This is a genomic window from Kribbella sp. NPDC049584 (assembly GCF_040675555.1).
GTDB lineage: Bacteria > Actinomycetota > Actinomycetes > Propionibacteriales > Kribbellaceae > Kribbella.
Map to the genome: position 1 here is coordinate 836,856 of NZ_JBFAPF010000001.1, position 16,474 is coordinate 853,329.

The window sequence follows — 16,474 nt, forward strand, 5'->3', positions numbered from 1 at the left end:
ACCAACTGGTCAGTTGATTTCTACCAACTGGCTGGTTAGCGTGGAATTAAACAACCAACCAGTTAGTTAGGCCTAGACATGAGCAAAATTTGGATGATCACCGGCAGCTCCCGCGGACTCGGCCGCGCCCTCACCGAGGCTGTGCTGGCCGCCGGCGACCGGGTCGTCGCCACCGCACGCAAACCCGAGCAGCTCGACGACCTGGTCGCGAAGTACGGCGAGCAGATCCGCGCCGTCGCCCTCGATGTCACCGATGCCGCGGCCGCACGCGCCGCCGTACAGACCGCTCTGGACACGTTCGGCGGGCTGGACGTGGTCGCGAACAACGCCGGCTACGCGAACAGCGCCTCGATCGAGGAGACCCCCGACGACGACTTCCGGGCGCAGATCGAGACCAACCTGTTCGGTGTCGTCAATGTGACGAAGGCGGCGCTGCCGGTGTTCCGCGAGCAGAAGAGCGGGCACTTCCTGCAGTTCTCATCGGTCGGCGGGCGGGTCGGCGGGACCCCCGGCATGGGCGCGTACCAGACCGCGAAGTTCGCGGTCGAAGGCTTCTCCGAGGTGCTCAGCAACGAGGTCCGGCCGTTCGGCGTGAAGGTGACGATCGTCGAGCCGGGCGCGTTCCGCACCGACTGGGGCGGCTCGTCGATGCAGCTCGCCGAGGTGCACCCGGACTACGACTCCACCGTCGGCGAGATGAACCGCTACCGCCTGGAGACCGACGGCAAGCAGCCCGGCGACCCGGCGAAGGCTGCCGAGGCGATCCTGCACGTCGCGAACCTCGACAACCCGCCGCTCCGGCTCCTGCTCGGCAAGGACGCCCTCACCCACGCCGACCGCGCGTCCAGGTCCCGCGCCGACGAGGCCGCCGCCTGGGCCCACCTGACTACCTCGACCGACTATTCAGCGGAGTGACCGGAAGAACTCGCGGACGTCGTCGATCAGGATCTGCGGCTCTTCCAGCGCGGCGAAGTGACCGCCGTGGTCGACGTCGGTCCAGCGGGTGATGTTGTTGTCCCGTTCGGCGTACCGGCGGATCGGCACGTCGTGGGCGAACGCGAGCACGGCGGTCGGCACCCCGGAGTTCTCCAGCTTGGTCCCCCACGCCTCCTGCTGCGCGTAACCGACGTACGCGGCCGAGCCGGCGGTGCCGGTGAGCCAGTAGATCATCACGTTCGTGAGCAGCCGGTCCTTGCCGATGATTGCCTCCGGCAAGGTTTCGGCGGGCCACGTCCAGGCCATGAACTTGTCCATGATCCAGGCCAGCTGGCCGACCGGCGAGTCGACGAGTCCGTACGCCAGCGTCTGCGGCCGGGTGGACTGGATCGAGATGTAACCGAACTCCTTCTGCAGGAAAGCGCCGATCCGCGCGATCCGGTCCTGCTCGAGCGGCGTCAGCGTCTTCAGCTCCTCCTCCGGCAGCGGGAACGGCGGCAGCGACGGTCCGCCGTTCGTGTGTACGCCGACGACCCGGTCACGAGCCGCACGCGCGACCGCCGGCGAGACGGCGCCACCGATGTCGCCACCTTGTACGCCGTACCGCTCGTAGCCGAGCTCCTCCATCAGCAGCGCCCACACCTGGCCGACCCGCTCTCTGGACCACCCGGCGGTAGACACCGGCCCCGAGAACCCGAACCCGGGCAGCGAGGGGATCACCAGGTGGAACGCGTCCGAAGCCTGGCCGCCGTGGGCGACCGGGTCGGTCAGCGGCCCGATCAGGTCGAGGAACTCGACGATCGACCCCGGCCAGCCGTGCGTCAGGATCAGCGGCAGTGCGTCCGGCTCGGCCGACCGGACATGGAGGAAGTGGATCTGCTGACCCTCGATCTCGGTGGTGAACTGCGGATACGAGTTCAGCTCCTTCTCGGCCGCGCGCCAGTCGTACGAGGTTCGCCAGTAGTCGACCAGTGAGGACAGCCAGGAGACCGGTACGCCGGTGTCCCAGCCGTCACCAGGTAGCGGTGCGGGGAGCCGGGTGGTCGCCAGTTTGGCGGCGAGGTCGTCGAGAGTGCTCTGCGGGATGTCGATCGTGAAGGGCTTGATCATGTCTAGAACTCTGTCATCTACTTAGGACAGCTTCGGTCCTAACCGGCTGCAAGAATGAAAGACATGCTCGAAACCTCTGCCCGGCTCCTCAAACTCCTCTCGCTCCTGCAGCAGCCCAAGGAGTGGAGCGGTGCTGCTCTGGCGGACGAGCTCGGCGTCGGCGTCCGGACCGTACGGCGGGACGTCGACAAGCTCCGCAACCTCGGCTATCCGGTCGACGCCATACCGGGTGTCGCCGGGTATCGGCTCGGCTCCGGCGCAGCGCTCCCGCCACTGCTGCTGGACGACGAGGAGGCCGTTGCCGTCGCCATCGGACTGCGCGCCGCGGCGAGCGGCACCGTCGCCGGCACCGAGGAGTCGTCTGTCCGCGCCCTCACGAAGCTCGAGCAGGTGCTGCCCTCCAGACTGCGGCACCGGATCGAGCTCCTCCAGCAGGTGGCTGTCACGCCTGCGGGCGGCCCATCCGTCCAACCTGACGTGCTGCTCGCTGTCGCGGCTGCCTGTCGCGACCATCAGCGGCTGCGGTTCGACTACAGCAACCACGACGGTACGGCGACCACCCGGGCGACCGAGCCGCATCGGCTCGTGCACACCGGCCGGCGTTGGTACCTCGTCGCTTGGGATCTCGATCGGTCCGACTGGCGCACGTTCCGCCTTGACCGCCTCGAGCCGCGGATCCCGACCGGCCCGCGATTCACGCCACGCGAAGAGGTACCGGACATCGCGACCACGAACCGTGGCGTCGCGTACGGCGGATACCGTTACCAGGCCCGCATCCTCGTCCACGCACCCGCCGAGCAAGTGGCCGACCGCTTCGGGCCCAGCGTCGCGTCGGTGACCCCGATCAACGGCGCCCATACCAAACCGTTTGGTATGGAGGCGGCGACGACGCTCGTCGAGACCGGCGCGAACTCTCTCGACGAGATCGCCTTCTACCTCGGTCGGCTGGATCACCCGTTCGAGATCCAGTCACCCCCGGAATTGATCGAACGCGTCCGCGAGCTGGCGACGCGCCTGGCGGCGTCGCTCCCACCGTCCTGACCGGTACGGTTCAGGCATGCAGGATCGGTACGTCGAGACCGTGCTGGGCCGGATCCGCTTGCGCATCGACGGATCCGGGCCCGCGATGCTGTTCTGGCCGAGCCTGCTGATGGACGGCACGCTCTGGTCCGCCCAGGCCGCGCACTTCGCCGACCGCTTCCAGGTCATCCTCGTCGATCCGCCCGGCCACGGCGGCAGCCAAGCGCTGACCGGACCGTTCACGTTCGGCCACTGCGCGCAGGTGATCGCCCAGATCCTCGACGACCTCGGCGTCGGCAGAGCGCACCTGATCGGCAACAGCTGGGGCGGCATGATCGGCGGCACGTTCGCCGCCCTGTATCCGGACCGGACCGGCATCGCGGTCCTGATGAACGCCACCGCCTCACCCGCGGGCCGCAGGCAACGATTCGAGTACGGCGTCCTGACCCGCTCCGCGCAACTCCTACGAGGGATCCGCGGACCGCTCAAGGCGCCGGTGCGCGACGCGTTCCTCGGCCCGACCGCCAAACGCCAGAAGCCCGAAGTCGTTGCCACCGTCAACGAACTCGCCGCGAAGGTGAACATCACCTCTGGCCGGCACGCGGTCACCAGCGTGGTCCCGCGCCGCCCCGACCAGCGCGAGCTGTTCGGCACGATCCGCACGCCGGTCCTGGTCGTCGCCGGTGGCGAGGACCGGACGTTCCCGCCGGCGGAGTCCGAGGAGATGGCCGATGCGATCCCCGGCGCGCGCTTCGTCGTACTCGAGCAGTCGGCGCATCTGGCCGCGCTCGAGTCCCCGGAAGAGGTCAACGCCCTGATCGACGATTTTCTCGCCGACCAGGGCGCTGCCTACTGACACTGTTTACTGAGACTGCCTACTGACCGATGGTCAGTGGTTGCTGACGACGGCCCCGCTCTTCGGGTCCAGGATCAGCTTGTTCTTGCTCGGGTGCTGCCAGAAGTTGAACATGCCGTTCAGGCTGCCGGCGCGCTGGTCGAACGAGTGGTCGCCGATCCGGCCGGTGCGCCAGTTGTCCTCGATGAACTTCAGCACCGAGCTCTGGTCGGTCACCGTGTGGTCGACGTGGTTGGTCTTCGCGTACGGCGAGACCACGAGCAGCGGCAGGCGCGGACCGAAGCCGCAGCGGTCGGCGTACCCGCCGGAGACCGGGTCCTTGCCACAGGTCGCGGCCTGGTCGAGCGCCGCGTCCTTGGAGCCGTTCACCGTCGGCGACTTCTGGTGGTCGTACCAGCCGTCGGAGTCGTCGTAGGCCAGGACGATCGCGGTCGAGGACCAGTCCTTCGACTTCTGCAGCTGGTTGATCTCCTTGACGATGAACGCCTGCTCGTCCAGCGGGTCGGAGTATCCGGCGTGGCCGTCCTGGTACTCACCGGCCTTCAGGAAGCTGACCGCCGGCAGGTTGTTCGCCGCCAGCGCCGCGTCGAAGTCCGACGTGTCGTACTGGTGGTTGGCCTGGTCGGTGTGACCGATCGCCTTCACCGAGGTCGGCGGCAGGTGACTCGGGTTCGACGTCGACTTGTAGTACTCGAACGGGTTGTGGTGCGGGCTGTAGTCGTTCGCCGCGATGCCGCCGACGTTCGGGTGTGCCGCGCCGCAGACCGCCTTGCCGTTGGCGGTGCCGGTCGGCTTGAAGCCGCCCTGGAACCAGCCCCAGGTGACGTGCTTCTGGTTCAGCAGGTCGCCGATGTTCTGCCCGTGCATCACGGCCAGGTTGTTGGTCGACTTGCCGTTGTTGTTCGAGCAGTCGTCGTAGTACGGGTCGGGGTCGTTGGTGATCGTGCCGATCCCGTTCTTGTCCGGCGACTGGACGACGTACGTGTCGGTGGTCGGCTTGCCGGTCTTCGGGTCGACGGCCTGACCCCCGTGGGTCTGACCGGCGATCAGGTTCAGCGCGCCCGGGGTGGACGGGCCGTAGACCGTGTTGTACGAATTGTCGTTCAGCGCGTAGTGCTGCGCGTAGTTCCACATCGCCGTGACGGTGTTGCCGTCGTAGTAGTCCATCACCAAGCCCGGCTCACCGAACAGCACCGGCTGACCGGTGCACTTGTCGGTCTCGGTGTTCTCGACGAACTTGTCCATCTTGCCGCCGTCGACGGCCTTCTGCTCCGGACCGTAGCCGTGGTTCTGGTCGCAGGTCAGTGCCTGCGACGGCGCCAGCCGCTTCGGGTTGTACGCGTTCGGGTTGTTCGTCAGCAGCTTCTTCGACAGCCCGTTGACCTTGGGCGTGTTCCGGGCCGCCTTGAACGGCGTGCCGTCGGTGTTGGCCGCGTTCGGGTAGGTGCCGAAGTAGTGGTCGAACGAGATGTTCTCGCCGAAGATCACCACGACGTGCTGGATCGGCGTCGACGGACGAACCGCCGGGAACGAAAAGGCGGCGTCGCCCACCTGTGCGCTACCGCCCTGACTGCTCACACTCGCGTTGCCGCCGCCCCCACTGGCGACGCCCTGATTGGTGCCGCCGCCGCTACAGGCGACCAGCAACAGGCTCGTCGCGGCCACGCCGGCCGTAGCGAGCACACGGGTTCTTGCGCGCATGCCTTCTCCTCTTAGGTAAATCATGCGAGCAACGACCGCCCGAAGTGGTCGTTGCCGTCCCGAACACCGGGAAGAACAAAGAAGTAGCCGCCACCGATCGGCCGGATGTAGTCGACGAGTGGCTCGTCGATCAGCCGGGTCTGCACGGCCTCGAACTGCCGGGCGATGTCCTGCTGGTAGCAGCAGAACAGCAGCCCCATGTCCAGGTCACCGACCGCGTCGGTGCCCTTGTCGTAGTTGTAGCCGCGGCGCAGGAACTGACTGGCCGCAGTACTGGTGGTGCGTGGGTTGGCGAGCCGGATGTGGCTGGTCAACGGGATCGCGCCGCCGGTCGGATCGGCAGCGTAGTTCGGCAGGTCGGTCTCGTGGTTGCCGTCCAGCGGTGCGCCGGAGTCGCGGCGACGGCCGAACATGTTCTCCTGCTCTCCGAGCGACACCCGGTCCCAGAACTCGACCAGCATCCGGATCTGCCGCAACACCTGGTAGCTGCCGCCCTCGGTCCAGGCCGGCTCGCCGTTACCCTTGCCGACCCAGACGAGCTTGTCGTGATCGGCGACCGCCGGCTTCACGATGCCGTCCTTGAAGCCCATCAGGTTGCGCTGCGTCCCGGACGGCCGCGGCGGGTTCTGGAAACCGTCGACCCGCCAACGCAGCTGCATCGCTCCGCGCGTGTGCCGGGCGATGTCCCGCAGGGCGTGCAGCACGGTGTCGCTCTCCGTCGCGCACAGCTGCAGGCTCAGATCCCCGTGGCACTGGCTGTCGTCCAGGCTGTCGTTGGGGAATTCCTTCATCGGCTTCAGCTTCGCCGGCTTGCGATCCGCGAGGCCGTACCGCGCGTCGAACAGCGAGGCCCCGACGCCGACGGTGACCGTCAGATCATCGCCCGGCATCTCCGGACCGAGTACGCCGGAATCGGCCGGCGGACCGGTGATACCCAGCGGCGGAAGGGCACCGCCCGCGGTCAGCAGTCTCGCCCGCTCGGTCACCGTCCTGAACAGCTCTGTGAGCTCGCTCTTGTTCGCCGCGATCACATCGAACGACGCGAAAATCGCCTGCTTCTGCGGATCGTCGGTGATACCGGCCTGGTGTTCGCCGTGGAACGGCACCGCGGTGGTCGGGGTCGCGGCGGCCGTGGAACCTGCCAGGCCGGCCACTGCCGCGGTCCCGACACCGGTCACGGCCGCTGCGCCGGCGCCGGCCAGCGTGCCGCGCAGGAACGAGCGACGGTCGAAGCCGGTCATCCAGCCCTCCGAACATCACAGATCGCAGCGACGGAGGCGAGCTTCTCCAGCAGTTCGCCGACCGCGCCATTGAGCTGCTCGCGGGCTGTGCGGTCCAACTGCGCGACCGGAGTGTTCAGGTGCGCGGTCAGCAGGGCCCCGACTCGGGCTTCCCACTGCTGCACCTGCGGAAGATCGGGGTCGCGGGGCTTGAGAACCGGCTCGAGGATGGCCAGGACGTTCGCCGTACCGCTCAAGTTGGCCAGTGCGGTGTTCAGCGACGTACCACTGCCCTGGTCGTTCTCGCCGGTCAGCTCGAACTGAAGCGCGTTCTCCATGATCTCGTGGGCGCGGAGCCCGAGATCGTTCGGATCCACCTGTTCGTTGGGCAGATCCTTCTGCAGCCCGTGTACGTCGGTCGCCAGCTGGTCCGCGATCGGCTTCAGGGTCGCGGCGGACGCGTTGTGCCACAAACCCTTCTCCAACGGGTGGAAGCCGCCCGATCCGTCGATCTTGTCCGCGAAGTCGCCGAACGCGTCGTACGCCGCGCCGAGCGAGTTGTACGCCAGATGCGCCGGTAGCCAGTCGGTCCGGGCAGCGAGAAGGTTGCCTGCGTCAACGTCCGCACGCAGCTTGTCCGTCTTGACCACCAGGCCCGCGACGCCGGTGGCGACGGCGGCCTCGTACTGCTTGACCAGCGGCAGCATGTCGTTCTTGGTGACCGGGACCACGGCCGGGCCGGCCTTCCCGTCGCCCACGACGGTGACCGTAGGGCCGGTGATCGCGTCGGTGTCCTCGATCAGGCAGCGGATCGCGTACCGCCCGGCGCCGAGCTGCACGTCCATCGGTGCGGACGTCTCCGGGCCGAGGCCCTCGACTTCGCCGTACACCTTGTTGCTGCCGACCTCGACCAGGTCGACCTCGGCGGACGCGTCACCGGTGTTGTGCAGTGTGACGGTCTGCCGGCCGGTCCTCGCGTCGGTCCAGCCCTGGCCACACTGGCTGCGGGACACCGCGACCTCGGGTGGGCCACCGGCCGCGTCGGCGGCGGAGCCCTGCCAGGGCCGCCAGATCGCTAATGCGACGACCGCTCCTACGGCTATCAGCGAGACTGCCGCCGGCAGCGGACGGGGGGTGCGCACGAGATGTTGCTCCTGAGGCCTGGGCAGATCCATTCGTCGCCGATACTAATCACGAGGTTGCCCGGGAACGCCTTTGTTGGCCCTCTCGTCATCCACTGTTCGCCCTAGCGGCGCGACGGTACCGGGGTGCGAGACAGGTCGGAGGCAACGACGATCTCGCCGTCGAACTCGGCGGCAGCTTCGCTGAGAAAACGCTCAGGTTCCTGATAACGCTGGGAAAAGTGGGTGAGGACCAGTTTGCGAACGCCACACTCCGCCGCGACCCGGGCTGCCTGCCGGGCCGTCAAATGCCCGAAACGACGGGCTAAATCGGCTTCGGAAGAGAGGTAGGTGGACTCGATCACCAGCAGATCGGCGTCCTCGGCGAGACGCAGTACGTTCTCGCACAGGCGGGTGTCCATGATGAACGCGAACCGTTGCCCCGGCCGCGATTCGCTGACGTCCTCGATCCGCACCGTACGGCCGTCCACCTCGAGGGATCCGACCTGCTGGAGCCGACCGATGGCCGGACCAACGATGCCATGGGCAGCGAGTCTGTCGGGCAGCATCCGCCGGCCGTCGGGTTCGATCAACTGGTATCCGAAGGAGTCCACCGAGTGCTCCAGCCGGCGAGCCCACAACTGCCCGAACGATCCGACCGACAGCAGCCCGTCCTCCTCCACCGGCTCCTCGAGCAATTCGGCCCGCTCGTAGAACGACGCGGCGTACCGCAGACGGGTGAAGTACTTCTGGCCGGACGCCGGATAGTGCGCACGGACCGGATGCGGTACGTCGTCCAGCGACAACCGCTGCACGATTCCCGGCATGCCGAGGCAGTGATCGCCGTGGAAATGGGTGATGCACAACCGCGTGATCGCCCCGGCCGCGACCCCGGCGTACAGCATCTGCCGCTGGGTGCCCTCCCCCGGGTCGAAGAGGAATCCTTCGTCGTCCCAGCGCAGGAAGTAGCCGTTCTGCGTACGTTCCCGCGACGGCACCTGGCTGCCGGTCCCGAGCACGACGAGTTCACGCACCCGCCCAAGACTAGCTAACCGAGTGTTCGCTGGAACGAAGCCAGGAAACGATCGACCTCTGCGGAGGTCCAGATCAGCGGCGGGCGGATCTTCAGCACTCCCCCGCCGGGCCCGGTCGTCCCGACGAGTACGCCGTGATCTCGCAACCGCTCGGCGAAGCCTGCCGCATCGGGCAATTCGACCCCGACCATCAGCCCTTGACCGCGCACCGGCATCTCCGGCACCAGCGCCTCCAGCCCGGCACGCAACTCTGCGCCGACCGCACCGGAACGCGCGACCAGCCCGGTCTGCTCGATCACATCCAGCACGGTGAGCGCGGCGACACAGGACACCGGATTGCCGCCGAAGGTGCTGAAGTACTCGTCCACCTCGGTGAACGCCTGGGCGATCTCGCGCCGGGTGATCAGCGCCGCGACCGGATGACCGTTGCCCATCGGCTTGCCGAGCGTGACGAAGTCCGGTGTCAGCCCGAAGTCCTGGAATCGCCACAGGTTCCGTCCGCCGCGTCCGAAGCCGGCCTGCACCTCGTCCGCCAGGAACAGCCCGCCGGCGGCCCGCGCGGCGTCCTGCAAGCCGCGCATGAAGTCGTCTCGCGGTGTCAGGATCCCCGCGCTGCTGAACACGCTGTCCACCGCGAGCAAGGCCGGATCATGACCGGCCCGCTGCAGCTCGGCACGGGCCGAGCCGACACGCGCGATCGCAGCCGGTCCGTCGTCCCCGGGATCTCGCGGTGCCTGGAAGACCGCGACGTGGGACGGCCTGGCCGAGGCCGGGTAGGTGTTGGTGGAGAAGGCTGCGGTCGCCTCGCTGACCCCGTGGTACGCCAGGTCCGCGACGATCGCACCACCGCGTCCGGTCACCACCCTGGCCATGCGCCAGGCCAGATCGTTGGCCTCGCTGCCGGAGTTGGCGAACACACACGTGTCCAGTCCGTCCGGCATCGACGCGACCAGCCGCTCGGCGAGCTCGACCACGTGCGGGTGCAGGTACCGCGAGTTCAGATTCAGTACGGCGGCCTGCCGCGAGATCGCTTGTACGACGGCCGGGTGGGTGTGCCCGACGACAGGAACGTTGTTGTAGGCATCGAGATACCGGCGTCCGTCGGCGGTGTGGATCCACGGACCTTCGGCTCGGACCACCTGCAACGGCCGGCGGTAGAACAGTGGCGACAGCTCGCCGCCGAGGACCGCCTTCCGGCGTACCAGCAAGGTCGGGTCGGGGGCTGTGGTGACGCGCGATGTGCCGCAGAGGCGCTGGAAGCGGTTGGCCAGCTCGCTCTGTTCGAGCTCGCCGAGCTGGTCGAGGATGCGCCAGCTGCCGACGACGAGACTGGTCAGGTACTCCTCGTTGTCGGGATAGAGCGGCGCGCGCCATGCCGAGATCAGCACGCTGGCGGCGGAGCGGGCCAGGACAAGTTCGCCGATCAACTCAACCTCGGCGGCCTCGAGCGGCAGGACCCGCTGATAACCGTCCAGGAAGCGTCCGGCGTCGGCCCACAGATCTCCGGACTCTCGCAGCAACGAGGTGAGCCCGATCGCGAGATCGGCGACGCGCGCGGTGTGATGCATGTCGCCGAAGTCGATGACACCGGAGATGCCGCCGTCGGCCAGCAGCAGATTGCTCAACGTCACATCGCCGTGCAGGGCCGATGCCGGGAGCTTGCGGGTCGCCTCGTCCAGACCGGCGAAACGATCGAGCAGGCGCCGCATCGGGGCTCGCCGCCGTACGTCCGGCAAGTGGTCCGCGTACGGCCGCAGCTCGGCGACGTGGCGCGGATCCCAGTCGAGCCTGCGATGTGCCGACGGGTGTCCGAAGCCTTGGAGTGCGCGGGTCAACCGGCCGCTCATCACACCGAAGTCGGTCGCGAACCAGTTCGGCAGGGCCGTCAGGTCGGCGACCTCGCCGGGCAGGACCGTGATGACCCGGACCAGATGTGTGCGACCGTCGGCAGCCCGGACGCTGGTGACCGGCCCGCCGGTCGTGGTGGGGATCAGGCGCGGGATCGGCAACTCCGGATCGACGCGGGCGACGTGCTCCATCGCGGCGCACTCCATCGCGATCTGGCCCGCATCGTCCCCGGAGTTCGACACCTTGACCACCAGCCGCCGGCTGCCGGCCTCGGCGAGGAAGTTCCGGTCGCGTTCACTGCGCAGCTCGGTGACCACGGCATCGAGGCCGTACTCCGAGCGCAACAGCTGCGCCGCCGTCCGGACGTCGACCTGTGGCGGATCCTCGACCATACTCGCGGTCCGCCCTGCGCTGCGTGTCATCGGCGTCATCGGCGTCATCGGCTCCTCGACTGTCGATGGGTGGAACGGCAGCGCCCCGCGCCGGTTATGAGCACGCAAGCCCAGGGCGCTGCCGGCTCAGGTGAGGACGAGCGGTCCGGCGTCGATCAGCAACGACGGGACGACCACGCTGTCCATGAAGGTCTGGTCGCCGATCTCCCGGACGGCGCCGACCGCGAGTACTGCGTTCAGCACCTCGTCCATCCGGAAGGTGAAACGCAGCTGCGGATGCCACGCGGCCAGCTTGCCGTCCTCGGCCCAGTAGGTCGCGTCCCTGGTGGTCCCGGTGACCAGCGTCTGCTTCGGGTGCAGCACTCGCAGGTAGTCGAGCCGGTTGACCACCAGACCGCTGCCGCACTCGGCAAGCAACTCGTCCTCGCTCGCTTCACCGGCGTCCAGCAGCAGGTGCGACGGCACCGGGTCTCCCCCGAACCGCCAGCCGTCCGGCACCGCGTGACCGGTCGGGATACCACCGGTCAGCTCTGCCCGGCGGCGGTCGGACACCACACCGGTCAGCACCCCGCGGTCGATCAACGGCGTCCGCCGCCGAACGTTGCCTTCAGCATCGAACCCGCTCAGCAGCCCCGCGGTGTCGGTCGCGTCGTCGACGAGGGTCAGGTGCTCACTCACGACCTGCTGTCCCATCCGGCCGGCCAGCACCGACCGGCCGCTCGCGTAATGCTGGGCGCCGAGCGCCCAGTGCCCGAAGGTCGCGATCAGCGTATTCACCGCGGACGGCTTGAGCAGGACCCGGCAGGTGCCGCGGAAGGGCTCGCGCACCGGCAACGGGCGCAGCGCGTCCCGCAGCCGACCGGGAATGTCGCCGACCGGGATCAGATCGGCGTCCCGGTGCACCAGCTTGACGCTCGCGGATTGCCCGTCCTGCTTGGCGATCGCCTGGATCGATGCCTTGGTCAACGTTTCGGACCGGAACAGGCCCGCCGCGTCTGCGACGACCCGGTCCAGTACGTCGTAGCGGATCGCGCCGCCGAGGCGGGCGGACTCGTCGAGGCCGTCGCGGACCGTGGCGAACCATGCGTGCCGGACGGCGGGATCGCAGTCCAGGACGGACTTCGCGGGCTCCACCACAATCGGCTCGGCGTCGGGCGCCGCAACCGACGGCACCGCCGTCTGCTCGGGCTCACCGGACGGGGCCGGGAGGTCGGCGAGGGCTGCCGTCAACCGGTCCGCGAGGATCTGGACGGCGGCCGGCTCGAGGGTCTCCAGGGTGCCTCCGGCCGTCCGGGCTTCCCGGTTCACCTTGACCCGGACCCGGAGCCTGCGCTCGCTGTGCTGCGCGGTGATCTCGGACTCGGCGTACCGCAACAGTTCGGCGTTCTCGCCGAGCACGTCCAGCCGGGTCCCCGGCCCGAGGATGTCCAGCGCCTGCTCGATGTCTGTCCGCTCGATGCTCATCGTCCCACCTGCACGTTCTGGAAACGTCCCGGCACGGTGCCGTGACCGACATGAGCCACCTGCAGCGGCTCGCCCTTGTTGCACGACGGGACGCCGTGCACCTTCCACTCGTCCGGACCGCCGAGCGCGTCCAGACCGGCCCAGAACTGCGGTGTGACGCTCTGGTAGCTGCAGTTCTTCAGCAACCGGCCGACCTTGCCGTCGCGGATCTCCCAGCCGAGCTCGGTGGTGAACCGGAACGACATCCGCTGGTCGTCGATCGAGAAGCCGCGGTTGGTGTCGACCAGGATGCCGCGCTTGGTGCCGGCAATCATCTCCTCGAGCGAGGACTCGCCCGGCTCCAGGCAGATGTTGGTCATCCGGACCAGCGGCAGCCGCTGCCAGCCATCGGCCCGGGACGCGCCGGTCGGCTGGTCACCGAGCGCCGCCGCTGACTCGCGGCCGGACATGTAGCCGAGGAAGATGCCGTCCTTGACCAGTTGGGTCCGCTGCGCCGGCACGCCCTCGTCGTCGTACCCGAACGAACCCAGGCCGCCGGGGATGGTGGCATCGGCGTACGCCGAGACGATCGGCGAGCCCCAGCGGAAGTTGCCACGCCGCTCCGGCGTCGCGTAGGTCCCGCCGGCCAGGCTGGCCTCGGTGCCGAGGGCCCGGTCGGCCTCCATCGGGTGGCCGGCGCACTCGTGCAGGACCATGGCCAACTGGTTGCCGCCAGCAATGAGTGTGGTGACCTCGTCGGGGCACTGCGGCGCGGTCAGCAGGGCGACCGCCTCGGCCGCGACCCGGGCCGCGTTCTCCACCAGGCCGAGCGACTCGACGTGTTCCCAGCCCGCGGTGGCGAAGTCTCCGCGCTGCCCGCGGATCTGCCGTGGCACACCCTGCGGGAACGATCGGCGCTGCAGGTCGTCGCCGTTGCCGGCGTTCACCATCAGGCCGCCGCCGCTCTCGGTCAGCGTCTGCTCGATCAGCGCGCCCTCGGTGTTCGCGAACACCTTCTCGTCGCGGTACAGGTCGATCGACGCCTCGATCTGCTGGACCAGCGGACCGGCGGTCGACGCCTCCTTCACGGCGGCGGACAGCAGGTCGAGCTTGGTGGACAGCGGTACGTCGAACGGGTCGACCCGCAGCGGCGACGACCAGGTCGCCCGCGTCGTGACCGGATCGCCGAGGGCGACCTGACCGCCACCGCCGGCGGCGCGGGCCTGGCCGACCGCCTGCGCGATCACATTGTCGAGGCCGTCCGGGTCCAGCCGGTGGGTGGCGGCGAACCCCCACCGCCCGCCGATCAGCACGCGCAGTCCGAGGCCGAGCGAGTCGTCGTAGCCGACCTCACCCGGACCGTCGAGCTCGACCAGAACCTGCTCGTGAGTACGCCGGACCACCCGGATGTCGCCGTACTGAACGTCCGCGGGCAACAGGGCCAGCACGGTCTCGGCGGTGTCTCGCATCACTCGGACCTCCGATTGGGGACGGGGTGAAACCTCACCGTAGCAGATGCTACGAGATTTTGAATAGAGGTCGTGAGCGCTACAGAATCGTTCGGCGGACAGCAGTCGGCCCCGGTCCGCGAACTGCGCGTACCGGGGCCGAACGTCAACAGGGACAGGCGTTTCAGCGCTTCTTCGGCCGGACGTCGATGGCCAGGCTGATGCTGAACGCCACGATGATCAGGGCGCCACCCAGCAGGGTCAGTCCGGTGTCACCGAACAGCTTCGCCGTCATCGCGGCGAACAGGACGACCAGCGCGAGCACCACGGCGACCGCGATCTTCCAGTCGTCGCCGATGATGAAGTCGTACCAGAACTGCCCGAAGGCCTTGAGGAACTTCATTTCTTCACCTCCACCGCGAGGTCAGCGGCGCCGACCGGCGCCGGAGCGGCCGGCTTGCGCAGCGCGGCCACGAAGATCCGGCTGAGCAGCAGCCAGGCCGCCAGCAGGACCAGGATCATCAGGTCGTGGCCCGGCCAGTTCAGGCTCTCGCGGCCGTCACGGAAGATCCCGATTCCCTCGACCGCCCAGTAGGTCCCGAACGAGGCGAGCAGCAGGCCGACGCCGTACTTGAGCAGGTTCTCGTTGATCATCGACAGCGGCCGGCGCAAAGCGATCGCGATGCCGAGCACGATCACGACGGCCGCGGCCGCGCCGAGGCTGGCGGCCGGGATGTTGTTCGCGTTCAGGCCGAAGGTCAGCACGATGAAGACGACCTCCATCCCCTCCAGGAACACGCCCTTGAACGAGACCATGAAGGCGAACAGGTCCAGGCCGCCCTTGCTCTCGCCGGCCGCCTTCGCCGCCTCGACCTCCTCGCGGTAGATCGCGTCCTCGTCATGGACGGCCTTGCGTCCGGACGACCTGAGGATCGCCTTGCGCAGCCACTGCAGTCCGAAGATCAGCAGCAGACCGCCGATGGCCAGTTGCAGCGCAGACTCCGGGAGCCAGTTCGCCAGCGCGTAGCCGGCCGCGGCCGTCACCACCGCGAGCGCACCGAGCGCGGCGAACGTGCCGATCAGCGCCGACCTCCAGCTCCGCGTGTAGCCCATCGCCATGACGATCGTGGTGGCTTCCACCATCTCCACGAAACACGCGACGAACGTCGCGACGATCAACCCCCACGTTGCCGCGTCCATCTCTCACATCCTCAGGTTGATGAAACATATGTTGCAAGCAACGATAGTTACGCCGTTCTGAGTGTGTCAATGCGCACTGGGTTCCGGTGGACGCGGCCGGATCCGGGCATGCCGAAGCACCCGAGGTGATCAGGGAGTCACCTCGGGTACGTCGGCACGGAAGGTCAGGCCAGGGCCGCTACCAGCGTGCTCGCGGAGATGTTGCCGCCGCAGGACACCACGGCGACCCGCTTGCCTTCCAGTTCGGTACGACGTGCCCGCGCAGCCGCGAACGCCATCGCGGCCGAGCCTTCGATCAACTGGTGCTCGGTGTCGATCACCGTCCGCAGGGCCGAGCTGATCGCGTCCTCGCTGACCAGGACCCAGTCGTCGACCAGCTCACGGCACAGGTCGAAGGTGATGCTGCCCGGCTCGACGCTGCCCGCAGTACCGTCCGAGAGCGTCGGCTGGGCGTCGATCTGGATGATCTTCCCGGCCCGCACCGACGCTGCCATCGCGTCGTCGCGCACCGGCGAGGCGCCGTACACCATGATCCCCGGCAGGTGTTTCTTGAGCACCGATGCGACGCCGCTGATCAACCCGCCGCCGCCGACCGCCACCACGACTGCGTCGAGTGGTTCCCCACCCAGCTGCTCGAGGATCTCGACGGCGACCGTGCCCTGGCCGGCGATGATGTCCGGGTCGTTGTACGGCGGCACATAGGTCAGGTCGTGTTCGGCCGCATAGGCCCGCGCCTTCGGTTCGAGTACGCCGGAATCGTTGCCCTCGGCCCGGATCTCCAGACCGAGCCGGCGCAGCGCGGCGACCTTGCTCGGCGACGCGTTCTCCGGCAGGTACACGATCCCGTGCCCGCCCAGCATGGCAAGCGCGTTGCCGACCCCGAGGCCGTGGTTCCCGGTCGAGGCGGTCACCACCCCGGCCTGCCGCTGCTCGTCGGTCAGGGTGAGGATCTTCGCCATCGAACCGCGCGCCTTGAAGGAGCCGGTGCGCTGCAGGTGCTCGCTCTTCACCAGCAGGTCGGCGCCGAGCTCGTCGCTGAGCGCGCCGTACCGCACGAACGGCGTCGGCGGCAGGTGCTCACGCAGCCTCGGTGCGACCCGTTCCGAGCGCTCGGCGGCTTCCGCGGGGCTGAACGTCATGCAGTA

General features: G+C 68.4%; 14 protein-coding genes. 3 read left to right on the forward strand and 11 right to left on the reverse strand.

Features of this window, described 5'->3' with window-relative positions; translation table 11 throughout:
• Positions 1 to 78 precede the first annotated feature (78 nt).
• The gene (locus AB0J62_RS04180) at positions 79 to 915 is read left to right on the forward strand and encodes an oxidoreductase (protein ID WP_363864224.1); all 837 of its coding nucleotides are present in this window, start codon (positions 79 to 81) and stop codon (positions 913 to 915) included.
• On the opposite strand, the gene AB0J62_RS04185 is transcribed toward AB0J62_RS04180, so the two are convergent.
• Positions 904 to 2,046, reverse strand: a complete 1,143-nt coding sequence (locus tag AB0J62_RS04185; RefSeq protein ID WP_363864226.1) for an epoxide hydrolase family protein — start codon at positions 2,044 to 2,046, stop codon at positions 904 to 906. The two genes, AB0J62_RS04180 and AB0J62_RS04185, sit on opposite strands and share 12 nt — an antisense overlap.
• A gap of 63 nt (positions 2,047 to 2,109) precedes the next feature.
• Between AB0J62_RS04185 and AB0J62_RS04190 the strand changes: the two genes are divergently transcribed.
• Positions 2,110 to 3,087 carry a YafY family protein gene (locus AB0J62_RS04190; protein ID WP_363864228.1) on the forward strand — a complete coding sequence of 326 codons (978 nt, stop codon included), beginning with the start codon at positions 2,110 to 2,112 and terminating at the stop codon, positions 3,085 to 3,087.
• Between the two features lie 16 nt (positions 3,088 to 3,103).
• A complete protein-coding gene (locus AB0J62_RS04195) occupies positions 3,104 to 3,922 on the forward strand; it encodes an alpha/beta hydrolase (RefSeq protein ID WP_363864230.1) in 819 nt (272 codons plus the stop codon).
• 33 nt (positions 3,923 to 3,955) lie between these two features.
• Here the strand turns inward: AB0J62_RS04195 and AB0J62_RS04200 are convergent, their stop codons facing one another.
• The 10 genes from AB0J62_RS04200 to AB0J62_RS04245 all read right to left on the reverse strand — a co-directional run bounded on the left by AB0J62_RS04200 (position 3,956) and on the right by AB0J62_RS04245 (position 16,468).
• A complete protein-coding gene (locus AB0J62_RS04200) occupies positions 3,956 to 5,623 on the reverse strand; it encodes an alkaline phosphatase family protein (protein ID WP_363864232.1) in 1,668 nt (555 codons plus the stop codon).
• A 20-nt stretch (positions 5,624 to 5,643) separates the two neighbouring features.
• Complete coding sequence (efeB, locus tag AB0J62_RS04205) at positions 5,644 to 6,864, reverse strand: iron uptake transporter deferrochelatase/peroxidase subunit (RefSeq protein ID WP_363864234.1); 1,221 nt, start codon at positions 6,862 to 6,864, stop codon at positions 5,644 to 5,646.
• Positions 6,861 to 7,985 carry an EfeM/EfeO family lipoprotein gene (locus AB0J62_RS04210; protein ID WP_363864236.1) on the reverse strand — a complete coding sequence of 375 codons (1,125 nt, stop codon included), beginning with the start codon at positions 7,983 to 7,985 and terminating at the stop codon, positions 6,861 to 6,863. The genes efeB and AB0J62_RS04210 overlap by 4 nt, the downstream gene beginning before the upstream one ends.
• 104 nt (positions 7,986 to 8,089) lie before the next feature.
• Complete coding sequence (locus AB0J62_RS04215; protein ID WP_363864238.1) at positions 8,090 to 8,998, reverse strand: ribonuclease Z; 909 nt, start codon at positions 8,996 to 8,998, stop codon at positions 8,090 to 8,092.
• 14 nt (positions 8,999 to 9,012) lie between these two features.
• Positions 9,013 to 11,277: an aminotransferase class III-fold pyridoxal phosphate-dependent enzyme gene (locus tag AB0J62_RS04220; RefSeq protein WP_363864240.1), complete on the reverse strand. Its 2,265-nt coding sequence runs from the start codon at positions 11,275 to 11,277 to the stop codon at positions 9,013 to 9,015.
• 87 nt (positions 11,278 to 11,364) lie between these two features.
• On the reverse strand, positions 11,365 to 12,702 hold the full coding sequence (locus tag AB0J62_RS04225; RefSeq protein ID WP_363864242.1) for a metallopeptidase TldD-related protein: 1,338 nt from the start codon (positions 12,700 to 12,702) through the stop codon (positions 11,365 to 11,367).
• Positions 12,699 to 14,150 (reverse strand): TldD/PmbA family protein, encoded by a 1,452-nt coding sequence (locus AB0J62_RS04230; protein ID WP_363864245.1) that lies wholly within the window; start codon positions 14,148 to 14,150, stop codon positions 12,699 to 12,701. Before AB0J62_RS04230 ends, AB0J62_RS04225 begins: the two co-directional genes overlap by 4 nt.
• A 163-nt stretch (positions 14,151 to 14,313) precedes the next feature.
• Positions 14,314 to 14,532 carry a hypothetical protein gene (locus tag AB0J62_RS04235; RefSeq protein WP_363864247.1) on the reverse strand — a complete coding sequence of 73 codons (219 nt, stop codon included), beginning with the start codon at positions 14,530 to 14,532 and terminating at the stop codon, positions 14,314 to 14,316.
• Positions 14,529 to 15,329: a hypothetical protein gene (locus AB0J62_RS04240; RefSeq protein ID WP_363864249.1), complete on the reverse strand. Its 801-nt coding sequence runs from the start codon at positions 15,327 to 15,329 to the stop codon at positions 14,529 to 14,531. Before AB0J62_RS04240 ends, AB0J62_RS04235 begins: the two co-directional genes overlap by 4 nt.
• A 164-nt stretch (positions 15,330 to 15,493) precedes the next feature.
• The gene (locus AB0J62_RS04245) at positions 15,494 to 16,468 is read right to left on the reverse strand and encodes a pyridoxal-phosphate dependent enzyme (protein WP_363864251.1); all 975 of its coding nucleotides are present in this window, start codon (positions 16,466 to 16,468) and stop codon (positions 15,494 to 15,496) included.
• Positions 16,469 to 16,474: the final 6 nt, after the last annotated feature.